We start from the raw sequence: 12,496 nt of genomic DNA, 5'->3' as shown, positions 1-12,496 counted from the left end.
ACTATTTCCCGCGCCAGGGGTTGGCAGTTCAGGATTTGCGCCCAGATATCCAGTGAATTTTGGCCACGCGGAATAAAAGGAACTCGTACATGAGCTTTGACTATGATCTGTTCGTCATCGGAGGCGGCTCGGGCGGAGTTCGCGCGGCACGGGTGGCGGCGGGTGAAAACGGCGCCAAGGTGGCTCTGGCGGAAGAGGATCGTTACGGCGGAACCTGCGTGATCCGTGGCTGTGTACCCAAGAAGCTGATGGTTTTCGCTAGCGAGTTCGCGGATACGGTCGGGGACGCGCAGGCTTATGGCTGGGACATGCAGCCGGGTGCGTTCAACTGGAACACTTTCAAAGTTAAGCTGCACGCAGAGCTCGATCGGTTGGAAGGTATCTACCGCAATATCCTGAAGAACAATGGTGTCGAAAGTTTCGACCAGCGTGCCCATGTCGTTGATCCACATACGGTTGAACTGGCTGATGGTACCCGGAAGACGGCCAAGCATATTCTTGTCGCAACGGGCGGTCGCCCGGTTGTACCCGAGTTCCCGGGATCAGAGCTTGCGATCACCTCGAATGAAATTTTCCATCTGGATGAATTGCCCGAATCCATGCTGATCGTTGGCGGTGGATATATCGCCTGTGAATTTGCCGGGATCATGAATGGGATGGGGGTCAAAACGACTCAGTTCTATCGCGGGGCGCAGATTCTGCGGGGCTTTGATGATGAGGCGCGCGGGCTGATCAGTGAAGAGATGTGCCAGAACGGGATCGACCTGCATCTGGGTACCAACGTGCTTGAGATGAAAAAGCAAGGCGACAAAATCTGGGTGAAGGCCACAAATGGCTCCGAGCAGCTATTCGACGTTGTGATGTATGCCACGGGTCGCGCGCCGAATGCGGATGATCTGGGGCTTGAGGCTTTGGGCGTCGCGCGCGGTCGCAAGGGTGAGATCATCGTGGATGAGTACAGCCAGACCGGCGTGCCCTCGATCTTTGCCATTGGCGATGTAACGGATCGGGTGAACCTGACCCCTGTGGCGATCCGCGAAGGCATGGCCTTTGTCGAGACCGTCTTTAAAGGCAATCCAACACCCGTTGATCACGAACTGATCCCGACCGCGATCTTTACCCAGCCGGAAATGGGTACTGTGGGCCTCAGCGAGGAAGCGGCTGCGGAACAGGAACCGATTGAGGTTTATGCGACCTCATTCAAGCCCATGCAGAAGGCGTTTGCCGGAGGCACACAGCGCGTGCTGATGAAGCTGATCGTGTCGCAAGAGACGCGGAAAATCCTCGGCTGTCACATCGTTGCGCCGGGCGCGGGTGAGATGATCCAACTTGCCGGAATTGCCGTAAAGATGGGTGCCACCAAAGAAGATTTCGACCGTACGGTTGCAGTTCATCCGGTGATGGCCGAAGAACTGGTGACAATGCGGCAACCTGTGCGCACGGCTTGATTTGCAAGCGCGCGCACACACGTTACAAGGGAACCCGTGATCACACGGTCCAACACAAGGGAAAAGATACATATGGCGGGCAACAGCGGCGGCCCCTGGGGGGGCGGAGGCTCATCCGGAGGCGGAGGAAATCGGGGTAACAACGGGGATGGGCGCAAGCCCCCCGAAGGTGACGGCCCGCAGATCCCCGAGATCGATGAGCTGATGAAAAAGGGCCAGGAACAGCTGCGCGTCCTGATGGGCGGTCGTGGCGGCGGTGGCCGTGGTACAAATGGTTCGGGCGGCGGCGGTGGCCCCGCGTTTACTAAGGGAACCGTTGCGATTGGTCTGCTTGTTGCGGCTGGTCTTTGGGGTTTGGCGAGCTTCTATACCGTCAAACCGGAAGAACAATCCGTCGAACTGTTTCTGGGCGAATTCTCGGCTGTGGGAAATCCGGGCCTGAATTTTGCCCCGTGGCCGTTTGTAACCGCCGAGGTCATTCCGGTGACCCGCGAACAGAACGAAGACATGGGCGGTGCTCGTGGCAGCGACGATGGTCTGATGTTGACCGGTGACGAGAATGTGGTTGATATCGATTATCAGGTTGTCTGGAACATCAACGACCCGGCGAAATTCCTGTTCAACCTGCGTGATCCGCGCCAGACGATCCGCGCCGTGTCTGAATCGGCGATGCGTGAGATTATTGCGCAGAGCGAACTTGCGCCGATCCTGAACCGGGATCGCGGTATCATTGCTGATCGCCTGCAGGAACTGATCCAAGAGACAATGGACAGCTACGATTCGGGTGTGAACATCGTTCGTGTGAACTTTGACAAGGCTGACCCACCGCAGGACGTGATTGCCGCGTTCCGCGACGTTCAGGCCGCCGCGCAGGAGCGTGACAGGTTGCAGAACGTCGCTGACGCCTATGCCAACCGCGTTCTCGCTGAGGCGCGTGGTGAAGCCGCGCAGGTACTGGAAGAGGCTGAAGCTTATCGTGCCCAGCAGATCAACGGTGCACAGGGTGAAGCCAGCCGCTTTAGCGCGGTTTTGGAGGAGTATTCCAAAGCACCTGATGTGACCCGCAAACGTCTGTATCTGGAACGCATGGAGCAGGTGCTGGGTGACGTGGACAAGATCATTCTGGATGAAAACTCGACAGGATCGGGGCAGGGCGTCGTGCCTTATCTGCCGCTCAACGAGTTGCGCCGTAACCCTGCAGGGGAGAGCAACTGATGCGTAAGACAACGTTTATTCTGCCGATCATCTTTCTTGCGATTGTCGGTGTTCTGTCCTCGATCTTCATCGTGGACGAGCGTGAACGCGCTCTGGTTCTGCAATTTGGTCGCGTTGTTGCGGTTAAGGAAGATCCGGGGCTGGCATTCAAAATCCCGCTGATTCAGGAAGTGGTGCGGTATGACGACCGTATCCTGTCGATTGACGTTCAGCCGCTGGAAGTGACGCCTCTGGACGATCGTCGTCTGGTGGTCGATGCCTTCGCACGCTACCGGATTTCTGATCTGGAACAGTTCCGTCAGGCCGTTGGTGTCGGCGGTATCCCGGTTGCCGAGGATCGTCTGGACCGCATCCTGCGCGCCGAAACCCGCGAAGTGCTGGGTTCGGTTTCGTCCCGAGACATCCTGAGTTCGGATCGTGCCGCGCTGATGCTGCGTATCCGCAACAGCGCGATTGCACAGGCACGTGCGCTGGGCGTGAACGTAATCGATGTGCGTCTGAAGGCGACTGATCTGCCGCAGGCCAACCTTGAGGCGACGTTTGACCGGATGAAGGCAGAACGGGAACGTGAAGCGACCGACGAACGCGCCCGCGGTAACGAAGCCGCGCAGCGTGTGCGCGCGCAGGCCGACCGGACCGTGGTTGAACTGGTTTCCGACGCCAACCGTGAGGCCGAGATCATTCGCGGTGAGGCAGATGCCGAACGCAACGCGATCTTCGCCGAAGCCTATGGTGCCGATCCGGAGTTCTTTGAATTCTACCGTTCGCTGACCGCCTATGAGAATGCCCTGCAAGGCAGCAACAGCTCGTTGATCCTGAGCCCGGACTCGGAGTTCTTCAACTACCTTGCTTCTCCGACCGGGCGTCGGGCACCGGCAGCTGCGGCCGCTGAGTGATGGGCATGATCCTTCTGGCCTTCGGGCTGGTACTGATTGTCGAGGGGCTGGCCTATGCGCTGGCCCCTTCGCTTATAGAACGCATGCTTGAGGCGCTGCGCGCGTTGCCGGAACAGGCGCGGCGGCTGGTCGGGCTGCTTTGTGTGGTCAGTGGGCTGGTGCTGCTGTGGGGCGCATATCAGGTCGGTTTTTGATGCGATGGTTTCACGCACCGGTGATTTCCCCGCGATCCCGAGTTGCGGGCCGGGACAAACTGACTACATTGGTTGCAAAGAAGGGCATCCAGGTGATGCCAACAGAGAATTAGTCAACAAGGAGACCCCAAGTGCAGGCTAAGGCGCGCAGTGTGTCCGTCCGACGGGACGATTTTGTTATGAAGATGCGGCTGATGTGGCTGACCTTAGTGGGGGTGCTGCTGGTTTTGGCTCAATCTGTGTCCGCGCAGGCACGGGGTGATAGCCTGGCACCGCTGGCTGAACAGATTAGCCCTGCGGTGGTCAATATCACCACGTCGACACTGATCGAAGGCCAGACTGGCCCGCAAGGGATCGTGCCTGAGGGCTCACCATTCGAAGACTTTTTCCGAGAGTTTCAGGATCGCAATGGCGGGGACAATGAAAATCGTCCACGTCGCAGCAATGCGCTGGGCTCGGGCTTCGTGATCTCGGAAGACGGCTATATCGTCACCAACAATCACGTGATTGCCGAAGCCGATGAGATATTGGTCGAGTTTTTTCCCGGTGATGGCCAGCCCGCGAAAGATTTGGTTGCCAAGGTAATCGGCCGGGACGAAAAGACCGACATCGCGCTGCTGAAAGTCGAGGCGGAAGGGCCGCTGAAATACGTGCAGTTCGGTGACAGCGACATTGCCCGCGTGGGCGATTGGGTGATCGCGATGGGGAACCCGCTGGGGCAAGGCTTTTCGGTGTCAGCAGGGATTATCTCGGCCCGGAATCGGGCGCTGAGCGGGTCATATGATGACTACATCCAGACCGATGCTGCGATCAACCGGGGCAACTCGGGTGGGCCGCTGTTCAACATGAATGGCGAGGTGATCGGCGTAAATACTGCGATCCTGTCGCCCAATGGCGGCTCGATCGGGATTGGTTTCTCGATGGCTTCTAACGTGGTGATCAAGGTCGTTGATCAACTGCGTGAGTTCGGGGAGACCCGCCGCGGTTGGCTGGGCGTGCGCATTCAGGACGTGACCGAGGATATGGCCGAGGCGATGGGGCTGGACAAACCCGGAGGTGCGTTGATCAGCGATGTACCGGACGGCCCGGCAAAAGAAGCGGGCCTGCTGGCCGGAGACGTGATCATCAGCTTTGATGGCGTCGAGGTCGAGGATACACGCGGCCTTGTGCGGCAGGTGGGAGAGACCACCGTTGGCAAATCTGTGCGTGTGGTCGTGCACCGTGATGGAGGCACCCAGACCGTGCTGGTGACGCTGGGCCGCCGCGAAGACGCCGAACGTGCCGAGAACGGCGAAGAGCCGGAAGCCGAAACGCCGACGGAGGAAGACAAGGATATTCTTGGCCTGACCATCGCTCCGCTGGGGGATAGCCAGCGCGAGGAATTGGGTCTGGATGCCGACGCCGAAGGATTGTTGGTGACCAATGTTGATGAATCCTCGGAAGCCTTTGAAAAGGGTCTGCGCGCCGGTGATCTTATCACTGAGGCGGGGCAGCAGAAGGTGACTTCGATCACTGATCTGGAGACGCGGATGGATGAGGCGCGTGAAGCAGGACGCAAATCTCTGTTGCTGCTGGTGCGGCGGGGCGGGGAACCCCGGTTCGTAGCGCTGAGCCTAGAATAATAAACTCAGCGAATAGATCTGAAATTAGAAGGTCGGGATATTTTCCCGGCCTTTTTCATACTTTGTAAAGAAAAAAGCCATATGCCGGGGAAGGCATATGGCTCTGTACAGGGAGAGGTCGGTGGACAGATATCGGGGATGATAAAACCGACCTCCTACGGTAACGGGATTGACCTTAGGGCAATCTTAAAGCTGCGTATGTGAAGCGGATCACATCTGTGCCGAAAATTTAGATTAAATCGGATTCGGCCAGTTGCCGCAGCGCGTCAAAGTCGTGGATCTGCAGCCCGCCGCGCGAAGCTTCGACGACATTGTCGCGTTTCCATGTCGAAATGGTCTTTGACACTGCCTCACGCGTCGCACCGACAAATTCGGCCAATTCGCTCTGCGAAAGCGTGATACGTGCCGTTGGGCTGTCCTGTTGTCCTGCCAGGTGCAAAAGCTTGCGCGCCAGTCGGATCGGCATCGGCAGGAATACCTGCTCGTTCAATTGAGCGCCCATATAACGCATGCGAAGACCGGCCAAGCGGATCAGATCCACCGCAAGGTCAGGATGTTCCCGGATCTGCGCCATCATGTCTTTCTGGCGAACGCGCAGGACTTTGGAGGGCTCAGCTGCAGTAACGGTTGCGGTGCGGGGACCGCTGTCAAACAACGCGATTTCCCCGAACACCTCACCTGGGCGCATCATGCTGAGAGACAGCTTGCGCCCGCTCGACGCAAGAAATGACACTTCGAGCGCACCGGAAAGAATGGCATAGAGCGCATCGCCTTCATCGTCCTGCTCGAACAGGACATCGCCCCGATCCAATGTGACTTCGGTGGCCTGGGCTGCCAGCATGGTGCGCAGCTCTTCAGAGGCTTCGGACAGGAATCCACTGTTGGGAAATGCCATCATTCGGGCGCTGATCTCCGGGGTTGAGTGGTGCGGGTGGTGACCCAACTTTTCACAGCTTCAAGCTTAAGCCAAGAAATTTTGTTAGCTTGTTACGCTTGGGCAAGAACAGTTATTGCTTGTCGGGATCATCCATATAGCTTTGCAGCAGGTTGAACTGCATCATCAGAAACGCCATCAAGGCAATGGGAAAGCCGAAGGTTTCGATCTTGACCCATAGGTCCGTTGACATCGTGCGCCAGACCAATTCATTGGCTGCGGCCAGTACTGCGAAACAGGCACACAGACGCCGGGTGAGGATCATCCAGCCCTCGTGCTGCATGGGTAGCATCTCGTCCAGAACATATGCCAGGTAGGATTTCCCCTGCAAAAGCCCGATCCCGAGGATGGCGGAAAAGAAGCCATAGACCAGTGTTGTTTTCATCTTGAAAAACCGCTCGTCATTGAACCACGCGGTGAGGCCGCCGAAGAAAATCACCATGAATGCGGTGAAAATCTGCATCCGGCTGAGTTTGCCCGTCAGGTACCAGAGGATGCCCATGGCAGCCAGCATCAGCGGCACGAACAGGATGGTGGCGACAATGAACCCAGAATACTCGGTGCCGCCGATCACGAAATTGTCATCACGCAGGCGCAGGTAGATGAAGAAGAAGGCCAGTGGGGGGCCAAGTTCCAGTACCTGTTTGAGGAATGGGTTGATGTCTTTTTTCTCTGCCATGATTCCGACCTGCTGCTTACCCGCCCATTTCAACTATTACTGCGCCGAGTGCAATCAATGCCATCAACGCAATGCGTCTGGGGCCGACAGTTTCTTTCAGCACCAGCCAGCCGATGAGTGCTGCGAAAACGGTGGAGGTTTCGCGCAGGACCGCCGCCTCTCCGACCTTGTCCAGTCGCGTGGCGAGCATGATGGCACCGAAGGACATCGGCGCGATGATGCCGCCCGCGAACCCGCGAAGCATCAGAGGTCCGAGCGCAGGGCGGTGGATCATTGCGCGGTATCTGAGCGCAGCATAGATCGGCATCGCGGCCCCGTCGATCATGAAGAACCACGCAAGGAAGGTGAACGGGTCGGCCGTAGCGCGGATACCGTAGGCATCATAGGTCGTATAGAGCGCCACGAAGAGGCCCGTGACGACCGCCAGCACCAGCGCGATTTGCAGCGTATCTCGATTGGTCTCAAGGTAGCGCAGGTTATAGGCGGCAAGGCCGAAGATACCCGCAAGAAGCGTCGCCACTCCAAGCCATTGGATGGCCGAGAAGGTTTCACCGAACAAAAGATAGGCTCCGATCACAGTGAAGAGCGGGCCAGTACCGCGCACGACCGGATAGACAACGGTATAGGAGCCTTTGGTGTAGGCCATCGCCTGCAGCACCTTATAGCCGATATGGATCAGCCAAACGACGCCAAAGATCGGCCACATGTATGGTTCGGGCCATGGCACGATAAAGAAGGCGAATGGCATCGCCATAAGGCAGTAGCAGGCATCGATCGCCCCGCGCGACATCCACGGGTCGTGGCGACCTTTTTGCAGTGCACCGAAAACCGCATGCAGAAAGGCCGCCATCAGCGCGAGGGCGAGGGCGAGTTGGTGGCCTGCTTCGGTGCCTTCGAGGGAGATCAGCCAGTCGCTCAAATCGGGGCTTTCGCTTGGGCGGAGAGAGTGGGGGGCTGTCTGCCCCCCACGCCCCCCGAAGGTATTTTCGGCCAGATGAAGGGGCGGATCAGGATTGTAAGCCCGTCAGGGCGGCGGCGAATTCTTCGGGATCAAACGGGGCGAGGTCGTCGATTTGCTCACCGACACCAATGGCGTGGATCGGAAGGCCGAACTTGTCGGCGAGGGCGACCAGCACGCCGCCTTTGGCTGTGCCGTCCAGTTTGGTCATCACGAGGCCCGAGACATCGGCCAGTTTGCGGAAGGTTTCGACCTGACTGAGGGCGTTTTGCCCGGTGGTGGCGTCCAGCACCAGCAGAGTGTTGTGCGGTGCGGTGTCGTCAACCTTGCGGATGACGCGGACGATTTTGGCCAGCTCTTCCATCAGGTCGGCGCGGTTTTGCAGGCGGCCTGCGGTGTCGATCATCAGAAGGTCAGCACCTTCGCTCTGGGCTTTGGTCAGTGCATCGAAGGCGAGCGAGGCAGGGTCGGACCCTTCGGGTGCCGTCAATACGGGCACGCCTGCGCGGTCACCCCAGACCTGCAGCTGTTCGACGGCGGCGGCGCGGAATGTGTCTCCGGCGGCGATGACGACTTTCTTGCCGGCGGCTTTGAACTGGCTGGCAAGCTTACCGATTGTCGTAGTTTTGCCCGAACCGTTGACGCCAACAACCAGCACCACTTGCGGGCGTTTGGGGTAGATCGGCATTGGTTTGGCCACGGGTTCCATCACGCGGGCAACCTCCTGCGCCAGCAGCTGTTTGATTTCCTGGGTCGAGAGTTTGCGGCCAAAGCGGCCCTCGGCCATGTTGGACGTAACGCGCAAGGCGGTGTCGACGCCCATATCCGAGGCGATCAGAAGCTCTTCGAGTTGCTCCAGCATGTCGTCGTCCAGCGTGCGGCGGACAACGGTCTTGGATTCATTTCGGCCGAACAGGCGACCCATCAAACCCTTGGATTCTGGAACCTCTGGGGGTGGAGGCGCCGGTGTGGGATCAGCCGGGATCGGAGCGGGAGGCTCGACCGGTTGGGGCGCGGGCGTGGGTTCTGGCACTTCGGGAACCGGTTGCGGTTCGGGCTCTGGTTCGGGGATCACCGGATCAGGATTTGGGGTTTCCTCGCCGCCATCCTCGACAATTGCATCCAGCCCCTCTTCGAGGCGCGATGAGGATTTGAACAGCTTGTCCTTGAGCTTTGAGAAAAACGCCATTTTTGATCTCCGCAGGTGTTCCCCTCACCTAATGTGGATTGAAGGCAGTTGCAAAGGGTCAGGTGAAGGCGATCAGAAACCCGGCTTGGGCCGCCCAATAAAGCGGCCAGACCAGATAGGGCGTAAGTTTCAGGGCCGGGTGATTGGCAGGTAGCAGGAACTTTTCAGTCGCAAGCGCCAGGTCCGAGGCAATGAAGGCCATCGCGGCGGGAAGGGCCCAGCGTAGTGCTCCAGTTTCGGGAAGGGCAAGAACGGTGATGCCCATGCCCAGGATGATTGGAATATAAGCGAGGACGGGGACTTTGAGGTCTCCGGCGCGGGGGGTGAGCAGCGTGGCCATAACGATGCCCAGGATGATCAGGGACCAGAAGATCGCGGGGTGGTCGAAGATCAGTTCAGGGTTGCTGCTGGGGCTCGTCAAAAATAAGGCGATATAGGCCAAATGCCCCGCAGCAAATGCACCGATGCCTGCCATGAATGTGCTGTCGGTTTCGCGTGACAAAAGGGCATCGCCTATCGCGCAGAAGGTGAGGGCGAGGATCAGGAGCCATGGCGCGCTTGCCAGTATGGCGGCGCCTGCCAGCAGCACGACCGATGCTGTTTTCAGCATGCTACGCAGCGTGCCGGCCGGGCGCGCGGTAAGTGGCAGGTAGGTCAGCGCGCAGGCCGCCGCAATCCAGAAAAGAAGTGTCGTCATGGTGCGTCCCCGATGTTTTTGAGGCAATCATCGCCATGATCTCGGCGGTGCATCAAGGCGTGACGTGGAGTTATCTTGCCGATCGTCGCGATGTGGAAAGGTTGAATGGCACTTGTGGGCTGCTTCTGACACAGTGTGGTCATGATCCGAATTTGCTTGATTCTGCTGACCCTTTTCGCTCAGCCCGTTGCGGCGCAGTCGCCTCTGACAGGGCCTGAGTTTGATGCGTATACGCGTGGAAAAACCTTGTATTACGGGTTCGATGGGCAGGCCTACGGAGTCGAACGGTATCTGCCAGACCGCAGAGTCATCTGGTCATTTCTGGATGGCAATTGCATGAACGGGGTTTGGTACGAGCAGGAAGATCAGATCTGTTTCATCTATGAGGATCAACTGGCGCCGCAATGCTGGGTTTTCTGGCAATCCGGAGGCGGATTGATCGCGCAATTTGAGGGTGACCCGACCGCGACCGAGCTGTACGAGGCCGAGGATATTGGCGAAGAGATGTTGTGCTACGGACCGGATGTCGGGGTCTGAAATGGTCGCAGGTCTTCATAGTCCAGCATGACGTGATGTTGAAACGCGGGCCTTTCGGTTAGCCGTTCATAGTATCGACGCAAATGCGGTAACGGTGCGCGGACGATGTCGATATCGTAGTAGCGGTAAAGAACGTGGCCGAACTGTATATCCGCCAGTGTAAAATGCTCACCCGCAAGGAACGTGTTTTGGTCCAGCTCCTTGTCTGCGATTGCCAGTTTGATTTCCAAATCGCTGACAGCCCGACGGATCGCTGTTTGGTCCTGCTGTTCAACGGGTGTTCGCACAATTTGCCAGAACACCGGAACGGTGAACGCCATCGCCACGTTGAGTTTCGCCCATTCGGCCCATTTGTCGATCGTGGCGCGCCGGGCAGGATCTGAAGGCCAGAATGCCTGTTCGCCATATTGGGTGGCCAGATATCGCAGGATGGCGCCGGTTTCCCAAAGCGGTGGGTTGTCGCCATCTTGCAGGACGGGGATGGTTTTGTTTGGGTTCAGTGCCCGAAACGCTGCAGTGTCCAGCCCGCCGAAGCGATGGCCAAGATCGTGACGCTGGTATTCTAGGCCAAGCTCACCCACGCACCACATTAAGGCCTGAACGTTCGAGGATGTTTTACGGCCCCAGATCGTCAACATCGGTCAGAACAACGATCCCTGATCAGGAGGTGCCTGTTTGGATTTCTTGGGTGGCGCCTTGCCCGCAGCCCCGGTGCTGAGGCGACCGTCAGCGAATTCGATCTCAAGAACAGCGTGACCGGAGGCTTGAGCTTTGGTTGTGATGACCTCTCCTTCGGCGCGCACGACGGCGTAGCCACGCCCGAGCGTCGCTTTGTAGCTCAGCGTTTCGCGCAGGCGATCGGTGGCCTCCATCTGCTGGCGGAGGCGGTCCAGTCGTGTGGATTGTGCGGCATTCAAACGCTCGGACAGGCGATTCAGAGCGTCGCGGCGTGTTTCCAGTTCGCGCTGGATCGGGCGCATTGACAGGCGCGAGGACATGTTGCGCCAGCGATCGCGGCGGGTTTCGACAAAGCTGCGCAGGGTCGAGGGGCGCAGACGCGCCGCACTGTCCAGCAGTTTGACGCGGCGGTTCTGAACACCCCAGATCAGCGCGTTGGGCAAGCGCTCGGATATCTGGTCTAACCTTTGGCGCGGGCTTTCCAGCAGTGTGTCTGGGCGCGGCAGGGCGCGGGACAGATCGCGCAGCCGTTGACTGCGGCGTTGTACGGCATCTGTTGCCGCGCGCGACAGGCGGGCCCCTTGTTCGTTGGTCCAAGCCAGCAATTCCATGCGGACCGGTACGGCAAGTTCGGCAGCGGCGGTTGGCGTAGGCGCGCGGCGGTCCGAGACATAGTCGATCAGGGTGGTGTCCGTCTCGTGCCCGACGGCCGAGATCAGCGGGATTTCTGAGGCCGCAGTCGCGCGCGCGACGCTTTCTTCGTTGAAGCCCCAGAGGTCTTCTATGGACCCACCGCCGCGCGCGACGATAATCAGGTCGGGTCGCGGGAGGACCCCGCCCGGTGTGAGTTGATTGAAGCCTTCGATGGCGCGGGTCACTTCGGGGGCACAGTTTGCACCCTGAACCGCGACGGGCCAGATCAGTACTTTGCGCGGGAACCGATCGCGCAGCCGATGCAAGATGTCTCGGATCACCGCACCGGAGGGCGAAGTGACAACGCCGATGATCTGCGGCAAGTAGGGCAGGGGTTTCTTTCGTTCAGCCGCAAACAAGCCTTCGGATTCGAGCTGCTTTTTGCGCTTTTCCAGCAATGCCATCAGCGCGCCTTGCCCGGCGACGGCGACTTCATCGACATTCAGGTTGTATTTCGACTGGGCTCCAAAAGCTGTCAGGCGCCCGGTGACGACAACCTCGAGGCCTTCTTCGGGAACAACTGAAAGACCAGAAATCTGCCCTTTCCAAGTTGTGCAGGCCAGCACGTTCCGGTCGTCCTTTATGTCGTAATACAGATGGCCCGAGCGGGCCTTGAACACGCGGCCCACTTCTCCACGCACACGGATTCGGCCAAAGGTTCCCTCGAGCGTGCGCTTCACCTCGCCCGAGATGTCCGAGACAGTGTATTCGGGGGTGTTCTGACCCGGAATCGGGTCATCTAGCAGGTCGGACATT

General features: G+C 58.7%; 13 protein-coding genes. 6 read left to right on the top strand and 7 right to left on the bottom strand.

From position 1 onward, the window contains the following. Positions 1-89 precede the first annotated feature (89 nt). From gor to AC2TEM_RS04030, 5 genes are all read left to right on the top strand, one after another. A complete protein-coding gene (gor, locus tag AC2TEM_RS04050; RefSeq protein ID WP_170421051.1) occupies positions 90-1,448 on the top strand; it encodes a glutathione-disulfide reductase in 1,359 nt (452 codons plus the stop codon). A gap of 72 nt (positions 1,449-1,520) precedes the next feature. Beyond that, positions 1,521-2,663, top strand: a complete 1,143-nt coding sequence (hflK, locus tag AC2TEM_RS04045; RefSeq protein ID WP_170393723.1) for an FtsH protease activity modulator HflK — start codon at positions 1,521-1,523, stop codon at positions 2,661-2,663. Then, positions 2,663-3,559 (top strand): protease modulator HflC, encoded by an 897-nt coding sequence (hflC, locus tag AC2TEM_RS04040; RefSeq protein WP_170393556.1) that lies wholly within the window; start codon positions 2,663-2,665, stop codon positions 3,557-3,559. The genes hflK and hflC overlap by 1 nt, the downstream gene beginning before the upstream one ends. Continuing rightward, positions 3,559-3,753 carry a DUF2065 domain-containing protein gene (locus AC2TEM_RS04035; RefSeq protein WP_170393554.1) on the top strand — a complete coding sequence of 65 codons (195 nt, stop codon included), beginning with the start codon at positions 3,559-3,561 and terminating at the stop codon, positions 3,751-3,753. The genes hflC and AC2TEM_RS04035 overlap by 1 nt, the downstream gene beginning before the upstream one ends. 179 nt (positions 3,754-3,932) lie before the next feature. Further along, positions 3,933-5,375, top strand: coding sequence for a Do family serine endopeptidase (locus tag AC2TEM_RS04030; RefSeq protein WP_480503421.1), 1,443 nt, complete (start codon positions 3,933-3,935; stop codon positions 5,373-5,375). Positions 5,376-5,604: 229 nt separating this feature from the next. Here AC2TEM_RS04030 and AC2TEM_RS04025 read toward each other — a convergent pair whose 3' ends face one another. The 5 genes from AC2TEM_RS04025 to AC2TEM_RS04005 all read right to left on the bottom strand — a co-directional run bounded on the left by AC2TEM_RS04025 (position 5,605) and on the right by AC2TEM_RS04005 (position 9,832). Beyond that, positions 5,605-6,273, bottom strand: coding sequence for a Crp/Fnr family transcriptional regulator (locus tag AC2TEM_RS04025; RefSeq protein WP_170393550.1), 669 nt, complete (start codon positions 6,271-6,273; stop codon positions 5,605-5,607). 109 nt (positions 6,274-6,382) lie between these two features. Beyond that, positions 6,383-6,988, bottom strand: a complete 606-nt coding sequence (locus AC2TEM_RS04020) for an inner membrane-spanning protein YciB (RefSeq protein WP_170393548.1) — start codon at positions 6,986-6,988, stop codon at positions 6,383-6,385. A 16-nt stretch (positions 6,989-7,004) separates the two neighbouring features. Next, positions 7,005-7,907 (bottom strand): DMT family transporter, encoded by a 903-nt coding sequence (locus AC2TEM_RS04015; protein ID WP_170393546.1) that lies wholly within the window; start codon positions 7,905-7,907, stop codon positions 7,005-7,007. An 88-nt stretch (positions 7,908-7,995) separates the two neighbouring features. After that, a complete protein-coding gene (gene ftsY, locus AC2TEM_RS04010) occupies positions 7,996-9,135 on the bottom strand; it encodes a signal recognition particle-docking protein FtsY (RefSeq protein WP_170421053.1) in 1,140 nt (379 codons plus the stop codon). Between the two features lie 58 nt (positions 9,136-9,193). Beyond that, complete coding sequence (locus tag AC2TEM_RS04005; RefSeq protein WP_170608838.1) at positions 9,194-9,832, bottom strand: lysoplasmalogenase; 639 nt, start codon at positions 9,830-9,832, stop codon at positions 9,194-9,196. A gap of 141 nt (positions 9,833-9,973) precedes the next feature. Between AC2TEM_RS04005 and AC2TEM_RS04000 the strand changes: the two genes are divergently transcribed. Further along, on the top strand, positions 9,974-10,369 hold the full coding sequence (locus tag AC2TEM_RS04000) for a hypothetical protein (RefSeq protein ID WP_170421058.1): 396 nt from the start codon (positions 9,974-9,976) through the stop codon (positions 10,367-10,369). Here the strand turns inward: AC2TEM_RS04000 and AC2TEM_RS03995 are convergent. Together AC2TEM_RS03995 and xseA are read right to left on the bottom strand one after the other, a co-directional pair. Beyond that, entirely contained in the window at positions 10,345-11,007 is a 663-nt protein-coding gene (locus tag AC2TEM_RS03995; RefSeq protein WP_170421059.1) for a glutathione S-transferase family protein, read from the bottom strand. The two genes, AC2TEM_RS04000 and AC2TEM_RS03995, sit on opposite strands and share 25 nt — an antisense overlap. 3 nt (positions 11,008-11,010) lie before the next feature. Then, positions 11,011-12,495, bottom strand: a complete 1,485-nt coding sequence (xseA, locus tag AC2TEM_RS03990) for an exodeoxyribonuclease VII large subunit (RefSeq protein WP_170608840.1) — start codon at positions 12,493-12,495, stop codon at positions 11,011-11,013. Position 12,496: the final 1 nt, after the last annotated feature.

Source organism: Ruegeria sp. HKCCD3925 (genome assembly GCF_057221175.1).
Note: the sequence above shows the minus strand (reverse complement) of the source record. Positions and strands in the feature narration are given on the sequence as shown.

Coding starts and splice junctions, on each gene's coding strand:
- gor (WP_170421051.1), top strand. CDS start 90: ATGAGCTTTGACTATGATCTGTTCGTCATCGGAGGCGGCTCGGGCGGA.
- xseA (WP_170608840.1), bottom strand. CDS start 12,495: ATGTCCGACCTGCTAGATGACCCGATTCCGGGTCAGAACACCCCCGAA.
- AC2TEM_RS04030 (WP_480503421.1), top strand. CDS start 3,933: ATGAAGATGCGGCTGATGTGGCTGACCTTAGTGGGGGTGCTGCTGGTT.
- hflC (WP_170393556.1), top strand. CDS start 2,663: ATGCGTAAGACAACGTTTATTCTGCCGATCATCTTTCTTGCGATTGTC.
- AC2TEM_RS03995 (WP_170421059.1), bottom strand. CDS start 11,007: ATGTTGACGATCTGGGGCCGTAAAACATCCTCGAACGTTCAGGCCTTA.
- AC2TEM_RS04005 (WP_170608838.1), bottom strand. CDS start 9,832: ATGACGACACTTCTTTTCTGGATTGCGGCGGCCTGCGCGCTGACCTAC.
- ftsY (WP_170421053.1), bottom strand. CDS start 9,135: ATGGCGTTTTTCTCAAAGCTCAAGGACAAGCTGTTCAAATCCTCATCG.
- AC2TEM_RS04035 (WP_170393554.1), top strand. CDS start 3,559: ATGGGCATGATCCTTCTGGCCTTCGGGCTGGTACTGATTGTCGAGGGG.
- AC2TEM_RS04000 (WP_170421058.1), top strand. CDS start 9,974: ATGATCCGAATTTGCTTGATTCTGCTGACCCTTTTCGCTCAGCCCGTT.
- hflK (WP_170393723.1), top strand. CDS start 1,521: ATGGCGGGCAACAGCGGCGGCCCCTGGGGGGGCGGAGGCTCATCCGGA.
- AC2TEM_RS04025 (WP_170393550.1), bottom strand. CDS start 6,273: ATGATGGCATTTCCCAACAGTGGATTCCTGTCCGAAGCCTCTGAAGAG.
- AC2TEM_RS04020 (WP_170393548.1), bottom strand. CDS start 6,988: ATGGCAGAGAAAAAAGACATCAACCCATTCCTCAAACAGGTACTGGAA.